Below are 14,723 nucleotides of genomic sequence, written 5' to 3' on the forward strand. Positions count from 1 at the left end.
GGCTCAGTCTCTTACGCGTTTGAGGATGTCGCCGTAGGCGTCTATTCGGCGATCTCTCAAATACGGCCAGATACGGCGAACCGATTCACTGCGGTTGCGATCCAGGGTGACGGCAAGGATGCATTCGGAGCTGTCATCGCCCCGGGCCAGCAACTCACCCTGCGGGCCACAGATAAAACTGTTGCCCCAGAAACGGATGCCGTCGCTGTGCCCGGACGGGTCGGGTTCGGTGCCTACCCGGTTCGGAGCCACGACTGGCAGGTTGTTGGCAACGGCATGGCCCCTTTGCACGGTGACCCAGGCGTCCAGTTGACGCGCCTGTTCATCGGGGTCATCCGTTACATCCCAGCCGATCGCAGTGGGGTAGATCAGGATCTCGGCGCCAGCCAGAGCCATCAGCCTTGCGGCCTCGGGGTACCACTGGTCCCAGCACACCAGCACGCCGAGCCTGCCGACAGACGTATCGATAGGCGTGAAACCGCTGCGGCCATCGTTGAACTGGGCGTCACCGGGCGTGAAGTAGAATTTTTCATAGAAACCCGGGTCGTCCGGAATGTGCATTTTCCGGTACAGCCCTGCCAGGGAGCCGTCTTTCTCAAATACAACCGCCGTGTTGTGGTACACACCGTTCATACGACGTTCGAAAATGGATCCAACCAGCACAATACCCAGTTCCCGGGCCAGGTCAGACAGGCGCTTGCTGGTAGGGCCGGGAATCGGCTCTGCCAGCTCGAAAACAGACGTTTCCTCGGTCTGGCAAAAATATAAGGTGGCGTGAAGTTCCTGGAGGATCACCAGGTTGGCGCCACTGGCTACGGCCTCACGAACCAGTTTCTCGGTAGTGGCGAGGCTGGCGGCCTTGTCGCTGCTACAGGCCTGCTGGATGGCGGCAACATTGATTTGGCTTTTGCGCAACTCACTGCTCATCAACTGACTACTCCGGCGGGCATTTGCATGGTTACACAGTGAAGGCTGCCATGCTGACGAATCAAGGGCCGGCAATTGATCGGCACTATTTCTCGTGTCGGAAAGATCTCTTTCATGACAGCGATGGCGTCCTGATCCTGATCAACGCCGTAAACGGGAAGCAAAACCGCCTCGTTGATGATCAGGAAGTTGGCATAGGTGGCCGGAAGACGCTCACCATCCTCATCATGGATGGCATCAGGCCAGGGCAGAGGCGTCAGCTTGTAGGGGGCGCCGTCGGCCTGGCGGAACTCCTGAAGTTCCTCCTCCATGGCTGCCAACGCGCTGTAGTGTTCATCCGCCACATCTGGGCAAGTCACGTAGCAGATGTGATCCGGGGCGCAAAATCGGGCGAGGGTATCGATGTGGCTGTCGGTGTCATCCCCGGCAAGATAGCCGTGGTTGAGCCAGAGAATCCGCCGGATTCCCAGCACCTCGGAAAGCAGCTGTTCAATCGCCGTGCGATCCATGGCCGGGTTTCGGGTGGGCGTCAGCAGGCACTCGGATGTGGTCAGCAGGGTGCCCTCACCATCCGATTCAAATGAACCCCCTTCCAGCACAAAACCGACCTGCTGCATCCTGGTTGTGCCGAAGACGCCAGCATTGAAAAGGTGATTATTTAACGCATCGTCCTTTTCCCAGGGGAACTTTCCGCCCCAGGCGTTGAACCTGAAATCCAGCAGTGTCGGCCCTTCATCGGTGAGAATGGTGATGGGTCCATGGTCGCGGGCCCAGGTGTCATTCGCCGGTGCCGGAACCGATCTCACGCGTCCCGGAAAGCCATTGTCCTCGGCGTACCGATTGAGGTCCCGTTCTAGCTCCTGCAGGCGGACTACGTGTTCGCAACTGATGACAAGGTGTTCGTGTGGGAGTACGGCTTTCGCGATGTCGAGGAACACCGGTTCAACTTCGTCGATCAGGCCTGCCCAGTCGGTTCCCGGGTGGGGCCAGGTCAGCATGACGGCACTCTGGGGCGCCCACTCTGCGGGCAACACTCGTTTGGTTGTCACTACGTCACCTTGAATCATAAAAGACGCCATTCTAACCAACGATTGGTTGAACGTCAGGACATGGGAAGGGAATTTCCAGCCTGGAAAGGCCCCTCGGGCCTTCAGCGATTCGGCTTGAGAACGGTATGGATAACCCGGTCGCCTTCGAAATACACGATAAAGCCCTGATAGTGCCACTGAGTAATCGGTGGCTGGCCCACGGGACCTTCAATTTCCACGGGTGCACCCCAGGAGGCGCGCACTGATGACTGGCTCATGCCAGAGCCGGGGAAGCTGGCCTGGTCGCGATCGGCCTGGGTGCCAACTGGCACGCGGACTTCTTCAGCTACCGCGGACATCATCGGGAAAAGGGCCAGTGTGGCAGTCACTGCCAGTGCGCCGAACAGGGTAGTTTGCTTTCTCATTGATGGGTCTCCATGAAAACTGATGCCCTCGGGAGGACATGGATAAAGCGTAATATCCGAAAAAGATTAGCAAAAGTCACTCGTTTTTCCCCAGTCTACTCCTTTTGACGCTGTCGAATCTGCCACCGCATCACATGTCGTGCGATTTGCTGGCGATCGCTGTCCTCAATCCGGGCGAATTCGGTGTGGACCCTTGCTCCGCCTGACGAATCGGGGTGTACCTCGATAACTCGGGCAACTGCGCGGGGCTGGAAAAGTTCGGGTGGGAGGGTCATTCGAACGGCGAGCCGGTCTCCCGGCTGCCAGGCAGGGGTGCTGCTCGAGAACGACAGCCCACCCTCGCTCAGGGTTACTTCCTGCCAGTCCTCAGGTTGCAACGGATTTTGCTCAAAGGCCATAATGCGCGCAAGCGTGTCCAGCTTGCCGTTCAGGGATTTGATCAGTCCGGTAAGCAGCCGGTCTTTTTCGGCAAGGCTGGCAAGCTGGGATTTAACGTCCTGATCCAGCCGCCTGAATTCAGCTTTCAGGCTCTCAAGATGGTCGCCGTCGAAGGCATCTTCTTCCATTGCGGTGCCAGGCGCCAGCTTGCGGATCTCCAGGCCGATCCGGTCTTCAATGCGGAAAAAGTCCCGCCGTTCGGGTGAATAGTCCACCGGTTGGTTGGGGATGTCGGACGACTGCATCGCGGCTCCGGAAGGCTGAATTTTTATTTGGTACAGAACAGTTTAGCAGTTTCCCGTCGTGCTGGAAGGTACCCGGGAAAACCAGACCACGACAGACCGGAAGGTAGCAACAGGCACCTCTCAATGTTCAGACCCTTATCACTCTATATTGGCTTGCGTTACACGGCCGCCAAACGCCGCAATCACTTCATTTCCTTTATTTCCCTGACCTCCATGATCGGGCTGATGCTGGGAGTTGCGGTTCTGATCATCGTGCTCTCGGTCATGAACGGTTTCGATCGGGAGCTCAAGCAGAGAATTCTCGGGATGGTGCCCCACGCTACCATTCAAGGCGCCGGGCCGCTTGACGACTGGCAATCAATCGACGCGAAGGTGCAGCAGCACCCCCGCGTGCTGGCTGCTGCGCCTTTCATACAGGGGCAGGGTATGGTTACCGGCGGTGGAAATGTTCGCGGGGTCGTGCTTAACGGCATTCTCCCGGAAGAGGAGCGCACGGTTTCTATCATTGAAAACCACATGGTCGAAGGCAGTCTCAACGATCTGGTTTCTGGCGAATTCGGCATCATCATCGGTCGGTTGATGGCGGCCAGCCTGCGTCTTCAGATCGGTGACAAGGTAACCGTGGTCCTGCCGGAAGCCTCGGTTACGCCGGCCGGGGTCCTGCCCAGGCTCAAAAGGTTCACGGTCAAAGGCATCTTCAGTGTCGGGGCAGAACTGGATGGCAATTACACCCTGATTCACATGGATGATGCCGCCAAGCTCATGCGGACCGGGGGCAAAGCCGAGGGTATTCGCCTGCTGGTGGATGACCTTTTTGCGGCTCCCAAGGTGTCGCAGCAGGCTGCTGAGTCGCTGGGCGGCCGGTATTACGTATCCGACTGGACCCGAACCCACGGTAACCTGTTCCAGGCCATCCGCATGGAGAAAACCATGATCGGCCTGCTGCTGATGTTTATCGTGGCTGTCGCTGCATTCAATATCGTGTCCACGCTGGTGATGGTGGTTACCGACAAAACCGGTGACATCGCCATCCTCAGGACCATGGGGGCAACACCGGGACGCATCATGCGGATCTTTATTGTTCAGGGGGCGGTCATCGGTATCTTCGGAACCATTGTTGGCACGGCGTTGGGCGTTTTCGGAGCGCTCAACATCAGTGCCTTTATTTCCTGGCTGGAGGGAGCGCTTGGCCACCAGTTCCTGAGCGCGGACGTTTACTTCATCAGCTATCTGCCTTCCCAGCTGCAATGGCAGGACGTGTTTATCATCAGTGGCGCCGGCCTCGCCATGAGTCTGTTGGCAACGATTTATCCGGCCTGGCGGGCTTCCAGGGTGGATCCGGCGGAGGCGCTTCGTTATGAGTAAGGAACAATCCGCAATGGCACACTCTGCCCTGGTAATAGACTGCCGTCAGGTGACCCGGACCTATAACGAAGGTCTCGGCAAGCTCACCATTTTTTCGGATATCTCGCTCGAAGTCGCACAGGGGGAGACGGTTGCCATAGTGGGCAGCAGTGGTGCCGGAAAAACCACGTTGCTCAACTTGTTGGGCGGGCTCGACAAGCCGTCTTCCGGCCAGATTTCCATTTGTGGCGAAGACATTCACCGGCTTTCTGAGGGACGGCGTGCCCGGTTCCGGAATGCCCATCTCGGGTTTGTCTATCAGTTCCATCACCTGTTGCCGGAGTTCACCGCTCTGGAAAACGTGATGATGCCGTGTGCGTTGGGCGGTATGGCGGTATCAAGGTCGAGGGAAAAGGCAGCCAGCCTGCTGCAGCGGGTTGGGCTTGCCGAGCGGCTGGATCACAAACCCGGTGAGCTGTCCGGTGGCGAACGCCAGAGGGTGGCCATTGCCCGGGCACTGGTCAACGAACCGGACTGTGTTCTGATGGACGAACCGACGGGCAACCTGGATGAACATACTGGAGAAGGGGTGCAGGCGCTGATCGAGTCATTGAGGGATCAGCTGGGTATTGCCTTTGTCATGGTCACCCATGACATGAAAATGGCCAGAAGCCTGGGGCGTGTTATGCGGCTTGAGCAGGGTCGCCTGATTCAGGAAGCCTGATCAGCCTCACGACGGCGTCTGAGTCGTGCGGTGCGTCGCACCTGCCAGTCAGAGCGAATTTTCCGGCGCCACAGATACTGGATAATCAGGTAGGCCACGCAAGCGGAGACCGTTGCGACCACCAGGGACCCGAGATAGAGGGGAATGCCGATATCCAGCAGCCGCTCGCTGATCCAGGACCACGAGAGCTCAAAATCAAAACTGAGTACAGGCCGATCCAGAGCCCAGGCGCCAATCTTGTAGTTGAAATAGAACATCGGCGGCATGGTTACAGGGTTGCTGATCCATACCAGGACTACTGAAAGCGGCAGGTTGGCATTGAACCAGATGGCAAAAAAGGCCGCCGCGAGCATCTGGAAGGGCATGGGAATAAAGCAGAACCAGATGCCGACGAGAAAGGCCCGCGCAACACTATGACGGTTGATGTGCCACAGGTTCGGTTCATGAAGGATATCGCCCAGAAAGCTCAGCGACTGCATCGCTTGCACCTTCTCTGGTGAGGGCAGATAGCGTTTCATGAACTTCTTTGGCATTGGAAGTTCTGCCTTTAGACGGAGTTAGTAGACCGGCTCATCGGATGTTGCCGGTGTTTGTGACATACAGGAGGACAAGGATTGTCCGGAAGTATCAACAGACCGGTGGGCCCTTCGGGCGACTCCGGTTCCGCAGCGCTGGGCGTTATCGCCTTCTCTTGTGGCGTTATCTTACTGTATTGGTTGTCGATACTGCCACCTCCCACGTGGTTGATAGCCGCGATACCACTGCTGGCCTTCGGCCGGATCTGCGTTTCCCCGACCTTTGCCAGCTCCGCATTCGTATCTGCTCTTGGCCTCATCGTCGGACTCTCCTGGGCCTCGTGGCATGCCAGTGACCGGCTTTCAACGGTTCTGCCGGCAAGCCTGGAACGCGAGCGTCTCTCTGTCTCGGGATACGTATGTGATATTCCTTCGCCCGGTAGCTTCAACAGTTTACGTTTCAGTTTCTGTGTCACCCAGTGGCACAACCTTCCCATCCCGACCCGAGAGGAAGCAAGGATGCCGGACCTGCTCAGGTTGTCCTGGTACGGTCACGGAATGGAGCGGCTCCCGGGCCAACGTTTGCGGCTGGAAGTCGTGCTCAAGCGCCCCCACGGCTCCCTGAACCCCGCGGGCTTTCGCTACGAGGACTGGCTGTTTCGCAAGGGCTACCGGGCCACGGGCAGCATTCGTAGCGTGGAGGTTGACCGGGATGTCGGGTGTTTCGTCCATTGCCAGTACAGGAAGCTGCATCGTTTGCTTCACCAATGGACCATCGAGCAATTTGGCGGTGCCCGTCATTTTCCGCTGGTTTCTTCGTTACTCATAGGGCATCGCGGCCACATGGAACAGAAGCACTGGGATGTGCTCAAGGCGACCGGCACCATTCACCTGGTTGCCATATCGGGCCTGCACCTGGGTCTGATCGCCCTGGGGGCAGGGTTTCTGTGCCGGCGACTGTTGCTGACTGTTCCGGCACAAATAGTCAGCGATAGCTCAAGGCGTTGGTTTGCCTTCCTGGCGGTTATCCTCTGCTGTCTGGTTTATGCCCTGGCGGCGGGATTTACCGTTCCAACCCAGAGGGCTCTGGTGATGGTTGTGGCCGGTGGGTGGCTGGTACTGATGAGTCGTCAGGCCCCGGTCTGGAACGTTTTCCAGGCCGCGTTGGCTGCCGTTCTTGTGCTGGACCCTTTCGCGCCCCTGGACCAGGGATTCTGGCTTTCGTTCGCTGCGGTTGCCACCCTGATCACTGTATTCTCGTCGCGACTGGCTGGAACCGGTTGGCTGAGAGGACTCGTCCTGGCCCAGCTCGCGGTTTTTGGCGGATTATGGCCAATCCTCGAAATACTGGGGCAGGGCCAGCCCCTGGCAGGTTTGTTGGCCAACCTGGTCGCGATTCCCTGGGTATCCCTTGTGGTTATGCCAGTGCTTGTCGCGGGTGGGTTGCTTGCCGCCGTAGTTCCAGGCGCCGCCCAGCTGTTCCTGCCAATATTCGATCTAACCCTCGGTGTTCTGTGGCAATGGCTCATGTGGCTTGCGCAGTGGCAGGCGCCGGACATCCGGGCTGGTGTCCCGGAGCTGTTTGGCTGGGCGTTGCTGAGCGTCGCGGTATTGTGTATGCCTTTCGCCATGTTCCGGCTTGTGGCGGTCCTTTCTGCGGTGTTGTGGCTGGTGTATCCGGCCCCTTCTTCCGAACGGAATTCGTACGCTGCAGAGCCAGTTGTAAGGGTATGGGATGTTGGGCAGGGTCTTTCGGTTCTGGTCCGACACGGGCGCGAGGTTCTTGTCTACGATACCGGTCCTGCCGTGCCCGACGTGTTTTCGGCCGTCGAATCCACGCTTTTGCCCAATATGGCGGCTGAAGGAATCAAGCGAATTGACACCCTCGTGATCAGCCACGCCGACAGCGATCATGCCGGTGGCATCTCGGAGCTTTCCCGGAACGTCAGTGTCGGCCGTGTCATTGCTGGTGAGCCTGCGGCGGTCAGACAGCAGGTTGGCGAACTGCCTGTACAAGCCTGCAAACAGGCTGAAGAAAGGCTGGGAGGATTGGTCCTCGAGTTCTGGCAGGGTGAGGGCGCTCAAGAGGGCAACGACGCTTCCTGTGTGTTGCGTATCTACCACCCTGACTCCGGAGCTGAGTGGCTCTTGCCGGGAGATATTACCGAACCCGTGGAGGCAGAGTATCTGGCTTATATGGCTGGCCGAGAGGACGTTCAGGTCCCTTCGACTCGCGTGCTCGTTGCGCCCCACCACGGGAGCCAAACCTCATCTTCCGAATCCTGGGTGCGCGTGCTGAGACCAGATCGGGTCATCTATACCGCTGGCTATCGCCACCGGTACGGTCATCCCCACCCGACGGTAACCGCACGTTACGCGGGGGTCGGAGCGGTGCCGCTGAACACAGCATGTTCAGGCAGCGTCGAGATGACCGTTGTCGATAAAAAGCTGGTATTAAAGGAAATGCGGCATGGCTCGTCGTTCTGGATCGGTGGTTCGGGGCTTGCCCGTGACCAATGTAAAATACCGTGACATTGCAGGTGTGGCCTCCACGGGTAGCTATGCTAAAGTAGCGCGGCTTGCAAACAATCAGGGAGACCAAGCGTGTTCGAGCTGTTGAAAGCCGGTGGCATTCTGATGGTGCCAATTGTTGCCTGCTCCATTCTGGCGCTAGCCATCATTCTGGAGCGTTTCTGGACCCTTCGCGCCTCCAGGGTCGCGCCCCCCCAGACCATCAATGAGTTATGGCGCTGGATCAAGAAGAAAGAACTCAATGGCCGGAAACTGAAAGCCCTGCAGGGGTCATCACCCCTGGGCCGGATTCTTGCCGGTGGCCTGCTTAACGCCAAGCATGGCCGCGAAATTATGAAAGAAAGCATCGAACACGAGGCAAGCCAGGTCATCCATGATCTGGAGCGTTTCCTTAACCCGCTGGGTACCGTTGCGACGATCACCCCTCTGCTGGGACTGCTTGGTACCGTCATTGGCATGATCAAGGTATTTGCCGAGATCCAATTGGCCGGGGTTGGCAACGCCGGCAACCTCGCCGGTGGTATCTCTGAAGCGCTTATTACTACGGCCGCTGGCCTGAGCGTCGCCATCCCGGCACTTATCTGCCACCGCTACTTTATCCGGAGAGTGGATGAGCTGGTCGTCGGCATGGAGCAGGAAGCGATCAAGCTGGTTGAGGTAGTGCACGGAGACCGCGAAATCGACGTGGAAGGAGCCTGAACGCCGTGAAGTTCAAGCGCCAGAGGAGCCAGGAAGTCGGGGTAGACCTGACGCCACTGATCGACGTGGTGTTTCTGCTGCTGATTTTCTTTATGGTTTCCACGACCTTTACCCGCGAGAGCCATCTGCAGGTTGAATTGCCTGAGGCCAGTGGCGAGCCTGCGCCGGCATCTGAAGTGCAGCAGATCGACGTGGTGATTAATGCCGAGGGGCAGTACATCCTGAACGACCGCACATTGGTCAATAATCGGCGGGAAACCCTTGAGCGGGGTGTCCGTGAACTGGCTGAAGGCAATAACTCGCTTCCGTTCATCATTACCGCTGACGCTCGCACACCCCATGAATTTGTGGTTCGTGCCATGGACGTTGCCGGACGCCTGGGGTTCGCCAAGCTCAGTATCACCACTGAGCGGGAGGCTGAGAGCCAGTGAAGGTACCCGAGCCTTTACCAGACCCTGCGGCCGGCCTGCCGGCGGGCAGCTGGGAAACCTACAAACGCCTGCTCGCCTATGTGAAGCCCTTCCTGCTGGCCTTCTCTCTGGCGGTCCTCGGTAACATCATCTATGCCGCCGCATCGACGGGCATGGCGGCGGCCATGGAATACGTTATTGCGGCTATCGAGAATCCGACCGAGCAGAATCGTCTGATGCTGACGCTGGTTATCGTTGGCGTGTTCGCATTCCGTGGGCTGGGCACCTTCCTGAGCCAGTACTTCATCAGCTATGTCGGTCGCCAGGTCATCAATGCGCTCCGTAACGATGTGTTTGATCGACTGATGACACTGCCTTCCCGCTATTTCGATGACAACGCGGCGGGACGGCTGGTGTCGAAGCTTACCTTTAACGTCGAGCAGGTGGCGGAGGCGACAACCAACGCCGTGACTATCACGCTCCGCGAAGGTCTGACCATCGTCGGTCTGCTGGGTTACATGTTCTACACCAACTGGAAACTCACGCTGATTTTCCTGGCGGTAGGGCCGCTTATTGCCGCGGTTGTAAGCTATGCCAGCAAGCGCTTCCGCAAGATCAGCAAACGTATCCAGGGCTCCATGGGTGATATTACCCACGTGGCCTCTGAATCCATTACCGGCTACCGGGTTGTTCGTACGTTCGGAGGTGAGGATTACGAACGCCAGCGTTTTCAAGAGGTTAATAACAAAAACCTCAAGCAAAGTCTGAAGATGGCGTCGACTCAGGCGATCAGTGTTCCGGTGATTCAGGTGCTGGTGGCCATCGCGATTGCCGGGCTCGTCTGGATGATGCTGGCGCCGGAAATTCGTGGTGAGATGACCACCGGCCAGCTGGTGGCATTCATCACGGCAGCGACGACCATGGCCAAGCCCATCCGCCAGGTCACCTCTGTTCACGCCAAGATCCAGAAGGGCGTTGCCGCGGCTTACGATGTGTTCGAAACCATCGACGAGTCGCCGGAGCAGGATCCGGGCACATATTCGCCGGATCGCGTTGAAGGCGACATCGAGTTTGACGAAGTGGCGTTTCGGTACCGTGACCAGTTGGACAATGTGCTGGAAGGCATATCCCTCAGCATTCCTGCCGGGCAAAGTGTGGCTCTGGTTGGGCGTTCCGGCAGCGGTAAATCCACCTTGGTGAGCCTGTTGCCGAGGTTCTATGAGTACACCGGCGGAGATATCCGAATCGACGGGCACTCGTTGCGCGATTTCTCCCTCAAGGCCCTGCGTAAACAGATCGCTCTGGTAACCCAGAACGTTGTCCTGTTCAACGACACCATCGCCGCCAATATCGCCTATGGTGCTTTGAGAGACTGCACACCGGAGGAAATCCGCGAGGCCGCCGCCAAGGCTCATGCGCTCGAATTTATTGACCGTATGCCCGAGGGGCTGGATACCATGATCGGTGACAACGGGGTCATGCTTTCCGGTGGGCAGCGACAGCGGCTCGCCATCGCCCGGGCGCTGCTCAAGAACGCCCCGATTCTGATCCTTGATGAGGCGACATCGGCGCTGGATACGGAATCTGAACGCCATATCCAGGAAGCGTTGGAAACGGTTATGCAGGGCCGTACCACTCTGGTTATTGCGCATCGCCTGTCCACCATCGAGAAAGCGGACCGAATCCTGGTGATGGACAATGGCCGCATCGCCGAATCCGGCCGCCACGACGAACTCCTTGCCGCTGGCGGCGCTTACGCTCAATTGCACCAGATGCAGTTCAGCGAGCAGTCATGAGCGCGGTGCAATCTGCCATGAGTTCGCTGGTTGAGCGTCTCTGGTATGGAAGGAAGCGCCCTCTGGCTTTTCTGGCACCGCTGTCTTGGCTGTACCGGAGCATCGCGGAAGCCCGCCGTCGGGCCGCCTGGGATGCGAGAGATGTGTCGCTCCCGGTTCCGGTCATTGTGGTTGGCAACATCACTGCCGGTGGAACCGGCAAATCGCCGCTCACCGCCTGGCTGGTTTCCGCACTGGCATCCGATGGCTGGCGGCCGGTTATTCTCAGCAGGGGTTATGGTGGCGATGCTGGCCAGTACCCGCTGGAAGTTGCGGCGGAGACCAGTCCTTCCGAAGCCGGTGACGAGCCTGTCATGCTGGCGCTGAGCACCGGTTGCCCGGTTGTTGTTGATCCGCGCCGCCGACGGGGCGCCGATTACGCTCTTGAGAAAAACCTGGGTGATGTGCTGATTTGTGACGACGGCCTTCAACACTACAAGTTGCCCAGGGACCTGGAGCTGTCGGTATTTGATGGGCAAAGGGGCATCGGTAACGGCGCCTTGATCCCCGTTGGCCCGCTTCGAGAGCCGGTTTCGCGACTGGCTTCTGTGGACTTTGTTATTGTAAATGGCAAAGAGCTTTCAGAGCAGGCCATGGAAAGCTTTGTTGGCATTGACCACCCTGCGATATTTTCCATGATTCTTGAGCCTGCAACCCTTGTTCACCTGAAAACAGGGGAGTCGAGAGCCGTTGGCGATCTCAGGGGCAAGGCCGTGAGGGCTGTGGCCGGGATCGGAAACCCGGCCCGGTTTTTCGATACACTCAGAACCCTTGGCGCCGATGTTACCGAAGCGGCCTTTCCGGATCACCATCGTTTCCGTCCCGAGGATCTGAACAGTGATACCGATGAGTTGATAGTCATGACGGCAAAAGACGCGGTGAAATGCCGGGAATTTGCACCCGATAATGCCTGGAGCCTCACTGTTGAGGCCAGATTGCCGGGACCGTTCCGGGACGCGTTTCTGGCCCGGGTTCGCCAATGTTCCGAGCCGTTAACTTCCTGATATCAAGTGAGTAAGCAACATGGATAAAAAACTGTTGGCGCTGTTGGCCTGTCCGGTGTGTAAGGGCGATCTGAAACTCAACGAGGACAGAACCGAGCTGGTCTGTTACCAGGACGCCATGGCGTTCCCGATCCGCGAGGGGATTCCTGTGATGTTGGCTACCGAAGCCCGGACGCTCTCTACTGATGAGCGTCTGCACAAGCGCTAAACCCAAGTCAGCCAGGTGGTTATTACATGTCTTTTACCGTTGTGATTCCGGCCCGCTATGCGTCCAGCCGCCTTCCGGGCAAGCCACTGGCAGACATTGCCGGCAAGCCGATGATCCAGCATGTCTGTGAGCGTGCCGCGGAAAGCCGTGCAGACAGGGTCGTTGTCGCCACGGACGATGATCGGATCCGGACCGCATGCGAAGGCTTTGGTGCAGAAGTGGTCATGACATCACCCAATCACGCTAGCGGCACAGACCGCCTTGAGGAGGTTGCACGGGTGCTGGGTTTCGGTCCGGATCATCGGGTCGTTAACGTGCAGGGTGATGAGCCCCTGATCCCGCCCGAACTGATCAACCAGGTGGCCGACAATCTGGAGTTTTATCCTGAAGCCGCCATTGCCACACTGTGTGAGCGGATCCACGATCCGGAGCACGTGTTCAATCCCAATGTGGTCAAGGTGGTGTTCGATCACAGGGGGATCGCCCATTATTTCAGCCGTGCGCCGATCCCGTGGGCCAGGGATCAGTGGCGGGAAGGCACACCTCTGACGGGGCTGGACACCGCCTTGCCGGATAATATCGGATATTTCCGGCATATCGGCATCTATGGTTACCGTGCTTCCGTCCTGGCCGAGTTTGTCAGCTGGGCGCCTGCGCCGACCGAGGTAACCGAATCTCTGGAACAGTTGAGGGCGCTCTATAACGGTGCCCGTATTCACGTGGATGTGGCCGCCGTCAACCCGCCGGGCGGCGTTGATACCGACGCCGATTTGCACAGGGTCCGAGGCTGGCTGGAGAAGAGGAATAGCGAGAATGGCTGAACCGGTAAACGTTCTTTTCGTATGCCTGGGCAACATCTGTCGATCGCCCAGTGCTGAAGGTGTGTTTCGCTCACTGGTGGAGCAGGCGGGCCTTGCAGAGCAGGTCCACATCGATTCCTGCGGCACCGGTGACTGGCACATTGGCAAGAGTCCTGACGCCCGCGCCCAGGAGGCTGCCCGTCGGCGGGGTATCGACATCAGTGGATTACGGGCCCGCCAGTTCAGTCCGGAGGATCTGGACACCTTTGACTACGTGCTGGTGATGGATCGCCAGAACCTGGCGGACATCAAGGACGTATGGCATCAGAATGGCGGCACCCGGCCAGCCCTGTTTCTGGAGTTCGGTCAGTCGGCCCACCAGGAGGTGCCAGATCCCTATTACGGTGGTGACGCAGGTTTTGAAACCGTGCTTGACCTGATTCAGGAAGCCGGCGAGGGCCTGCTGGCGGACATCCGGGGGCGCCTGGCTTGAGTCAGCAGCCGGAAATTCGGGAAAACATAGAGCTGGAGGCGCTGAATACCCTGCACGTGCCGGCCAAAGCCCGTTTTTATGTCGAAGTTCACACCTCAGATGAGTTGGTCAGGTCTCTGGACTGGGCCTCATCAGAGGATCAGGAAGTCCTGATTCTGGGGGGCGGCAGTAACCTGGTGTTCGCGGGTGACTTTGCGGGGCTGGTGGTGCGTCTGGCGATTCGTGGCCGCCGTTGGGAGCACATTGAGGACCACAGGGCGACCCTGGTGCTTGGTGCGGGTGAAAACTGGCATGAGGCGGTCCTATATGCTGCCCGGGCCGGTTATCGCGGTATCGAGAATCTGGCGCTTATCCCGGGCACGGCCGGCGCGGCGCCCGTCCAGAATATTGGTGCCTATGGTGTTGAGCTCGGCGATTGCCTGGAATCCGTCACCGCACTGGATCGCAATTCGGGTGAGCTGGTTGTTCTCAATAACGCCCAGTGCCGTTTTTCCTACCGCGACAGCCTGTTCAAACAGACGCCGGGTCGCTATGTGATCACCGAAATCCGTTTGGGCCTGTCCCGCTCACGTCCTCTGGTGCTCGGATATCGGGATCTCCGGGAGTACCTCGGTGATACAGCGGAAACCGCCCTCGACCCTTTGCATGTGGCAGAGGCCATAATGGCCATTCGCCGACGAAAGTTGCCGGACCCGGATATGATTCCGAACGCCGGAAGTTTCTTCAAGAACCCGGTGGTTGACGGAGAAACATTCGAGGCACTCAGCGAGCGGCACCCGGATATTGTCGCTTATCCTCAGGAGCAGGGGGTTAAATTGGCAGCGGCCTGGCTGATCGATCAGAGTGGCTGGAAAGGCTTCCGGAATGCCCGGGTGGGCGTGCATAACCGACAGGCGCTGGTTCTGATTAACCACTCGGGCGGCACAGGTGCCGACATACTGGAGCTCGCCAGAGAAGTTCGTCAGTCAGTGGTTGACCGGTTCGGTGTCACCCTGGAAATGGAGCCAGGGATTGTGGGTGGTTCGGGAAGGGAAAATCCCTGACGGCACTGCTTTATGCAAGTGCCGTCAGAGGCTTGTCCGCGCATGCGGACAGC

Annotated in this window: 16 protein-coding genes; 11 read left to right on the forward strand and 5 right to left on the reverse strand. The window is 58.4% G+C overall.

The window, feature by feature from the left end; all coding sequences use genetic code 11:
• Window positions 1–3 precede the first annotated feature (3 nt).
• The 4 genes from MDHKLMBL_RS03155 to MDHKLMBL_RS03170 all read right to left on the reverse strand — a co-directional run bounded on the left by MDHKLMBL_RS03155 (window position 4) and on the right by MDHKLMBL_RS03170 (window position 3,063).
• On the reverse strand, window positions 4–927 hold the full coding sequence (locus tag MDHKLMBL_RS03155; protein WP_008169193.1) for a carbon-nitrogen hydrolase: 924 nt from the start codon (window positions 925–927) through the stop codon (window positions 4–6).
• Complete coding sequence (locus MDHKLMBL_RS03160) at window positions 927–1,976, reverse strand: agmatine deiminase family protein (protein WP_274540916.1); 1,050 nt, start codon at window positions 1,974–1,976, stop codon at window positions 927–929. Before MDHKLMBL_RS03160 ends, MDHKLMBL_RS03155 begins: the two co-directional genes overlap by 1 nt.
• A gap of 101 nt (window positions 1,977–2,077) precedes the next feature.
• Entirely contained in the window at window positions 2,078–2,380 is a 303-nt protein-coding gene (locus MDHKLMBL_RS03165) for a hypothetical protein (protein WP_008169190.1), read from the reverse strand.
• Window positions 2,381–2,475: 95 nt separating this feature from the next.
• Complete coding sequence (locus MDHKLMBL_RS03170) at window positions 2,476–3,063, reverse strand: PilZ domain-containing protein (RefSeq protein ID WP_014577415.1); 588 nt, start codon at window positions 3,061–3,063, stop codon at window positions 2,476–2,478.
• A 123-nt stretch (window positions 3,064–3,186) separates the two neighbouring features.
• On the opposite strand from MDHKLMBL_RS03170, the gene MDHKLMBL_RS03175 reads away from it, so the two are divergent.
• On the forward strand, window positions 3,187–4,428 hold the full coding sequence (locus MDHKLMBL_RS03175; protein ID WP_014577414.1) for a lipoprotein-releasing ABC transporter permease subunit: 1,242 nt from the start codon (window positions 3,187–3,189) through the stop codon (window positions 4,426–4,428).
• A gap of 13 nt (window positions 4,429–4,441) precedes the next feature.
• On the forward strand, window positions 4,442–5,131 hold the full coding sequence (locus tag MDHKLMBL_RS03180; RefSeq protein WP_008169187.1) for an ABC transporter ATP-binding protein: 690 nt from the start codon (window positions 4,442–4,444) through the stop codon (window positions 5,129–5,131).
• On the opposite strand, the gene MDHKLMBL_RS03185 is transcribed toward MDHKLMBL_RS03180, so the two are convergent.
• Window positions 5,119–5,664, reverse strand: coding sequence for a DUF2062 domain-containing protein (locus MDHKLMBL_RS03185; RefSeq protein WP_008169186.1), 546 nt, complete (start codon window positions 5,662–5,664; stop codon window positions 5,119–5,121). The two genes, MDHKLMBL_RS03180 and MDHKLMBL_RS03185, sit on opposite strands and share 13 nt — an antisense overlap.
• 81 nt (window positions 5,665–5,745) lie before the next feature.
• Between MDHKLMBL_RS03185 and MDHKLMBL_RS03190 the strand changes: the two genes are divergently transcribed.
• The 9 genes from MDHKLMBL_RS03190 (at window position 5,746) to murB (ending at window position 14,670) form a co-directional block, all read left to right on the forward strand.
• Entirely contained in the window at window positions 5,746–8,178 is a 2,433-nt protein-coding gene (locus tag MDHKLMBL_RS03190) for a DNA internalization-related competence protein ComEC/Rec2 (protein ID WP_241956162.1), read from the forward strand.
• Window positions 8,179–8,250: 72 nt separating this feature from the next.
• On the forward strand, window positions 8,251–8,877 hold the full coding sequence (gene pocA / locus MDHKLMBL_RS03195) for a flagellar polar localization protein PocA (RefSeq protein WP_008169179.1): 627 nt from the start codon (window positions 8,251–8,253) through the stop codon (window positions 8,875–8,877).
• Window positions 8,878–8,882: 5 nt separating this feature from the next.
• Window positions 8,883–9,308 carry an ExbD/TolR family protein gene (locus MDHKLMBL_RS03200; protein ID WP_014577411.1) on the forward strand — a complete coding sequence of 142 codons (426 nt, stop codon included), beginning with the start codon at window positions 8,883–8,885 and terminating at the stop codon, window positions 9,306–9,308.
• A complete protein-coding gene (gene msbA / locus MDHKLMBL_RS03205) occupies window positions 9,305–11,083 on the forward strand; it encodes a lipid A export permease/ATP-binding protein MsbA (RefSeq protein ID WP_082220527.1) in 1,779 nt (592 codons plus the stop codon). The genes MDHKLMBL_RS03200 and msbA overlap by 4 nt, the downstream gene beginning before the upstream one ends.
• Window positions 11,080–12,126 (forward strand): tetraacyldisaccharide 4'-kinase, encoded by a 1,047-nt coding sequence (gene lpxK, locus MDHKLMBL_RS03210; RefSeq protein WP_104270083.1) that lies wholly within the window; start codon window positions 11,080–11,082, stop codon window positions 12,124–12,126. Before msbA ends, lpxK begins: the two co-directional genes overlap by 4 nt.
• A 19-nt stretch (window positions 12,127–12,145) precedes the next feature.
• Window positions 12,146–12,334 carry a Trm112 family protein gene (locus MDHKLMBL_RS03215; protein WP_008169170.1) on the forward strand — a complete coding sequence of 63 codons (189 nt, stop codon included), beginning with the start codon at window positions 12,146–12,148 and terminating at the stop codon, window positions 12,332–12,334.
• Window positions 12,335–12,360: 26 nt separating this feature from the next.
• The gene (kdsB, locus tag MDHKLMBL_RS03220; protein ID WP_104270084.1) at window positions 12,361–13,155 is read left to right on the forward strand and encodes a 3-deoxy-manno-octulosonate cytidylyltransferase; all 795 of its coding nucleotides are present in this window, start codon (window positions 12,361–12,363) and stop codon (window positions 13,153–13,155) included.
• The gene (locus MDHKLMBL_RS03225) at window positions 13,148–13,627 is read left to right on the forward strand and encodes a low molecular weight protein-tyrosine-phosphatase (RefSeq protein WP_053112211.1); all 480 of its coding nucleotides are present in this window, start codon (window positions 13,148–13,150) and stop codon (window positions 13,625–13,627) included. Before kdsB ends, MDHKLMBL_RS03225 begins: the two co-directional genes overlap by 8 nt.
• On the forward strand, window positions 13,624–14,670 hold the full coding sequence (gene murB / locus MDHKLMBL_RS03230; protein ID WP_104270085.1) for a UDP-N-acetylmuramate dehydrogenase: 1,047 nt from the start codon (window positions 13,624–13,626) through the stop codon (window positions 14,668–14,670). The genes MDHKLMBL_RS03225 and murB overlap by 4 nt, the downstream gene beginning before the upstream one ends.
• Window positions 14,671–14,723 lie beyond the last annotated feature (53 nt).

The organism is Marinobacter flavimaris, assembly GCF_002933295.1.
Taxonomy (GTDB): Bacteria; Pseudomonadota; Gammaproteobacteria; order Pseudomonadales; family Oleiphilaceae; genus Marinobacter; species Marinobacter flavimaris.

What these genes read in the sequence shown, in the direction of transcription:
- MDHKLMBL_RS03155 (WP_008169193.1), bottom strand. Translation starts at nt 927, where the DNA reads ATGAGCAGTGAGTTGCGCAAAAGCCAAATCAATGTTGCCGCCATCCAG.
- MDHKLMBL_RS03165 (WP_008169190.1), bottom strand. Translation starts at nt 2,380, where the DNA reads ATGAGAAAGCAAACTACCCTGTTCGGCGCACTGGCAGTGACTGCCACA.
- MDHKLMBL_RS03170 (WP_014577415.1), bottom strand. Translation starts at nt 3,063, where the DNA reads ATGCAGTCGTCCGACATCCCCAACCAACCGGTGGACTATTCACCCGAA.
- MDHKLMBL_RS03175 (WP_014577414.1), top strand. Translation starts at nt 3,187, where the DNA reads ATGTTCAGACCCTTATCACTCTATATTGGCTTGCGTTACACGGCCGCC.
- MDHKLMBL_RS03180 (WP_008169187.1), top strand. Translation starts at nt 4,442, where the DNA reads ATGGCACACTCTGCCCTGGTAATAGACTGCCGTCAGGTGACCCGGACC.
- MDHKLMBL_RS03185 (WP_008169186.1), bottom strand. Translation starts at nt 5,664, where the DNA reads ATGCCAAAGAAGTTCATGAAACGCTATCTGCCCTCACCAGAGAAGGTG.
- lpxK (WP_104270083.1), top strand. Translation starts at nt 11,080, where the DNA reads ATGAGCGCGGTGCAATCTGCCATGAGTTCGCTGGTTGAGCGTCTCTGG.
- MDHKLMBL_RS03215 (WP_008169170.1), top strand. Translation starts at nt 12,146, where the DNA reads ATGGATAAAAAACTGTTGGCGCTGTTGGCCTGTCCGGTGTGTAAGGGC.
- kdsB (WP_104270084.1), top strand. Translation starts at nt 12,361, where the DNA reads ATGTCTTTTACCGTTGTGATTCCGGCCCGCTATGCGTCCAGCCGCCTT.
- MDHKLMBL_RS03225 (WP_053112211.1), top strand. Translation starts at nt 13,148, where the DNA reads ATGGCTGAACCGGTAAACGTTCTTTTCGTATGCCTGGGCAACATCTGT.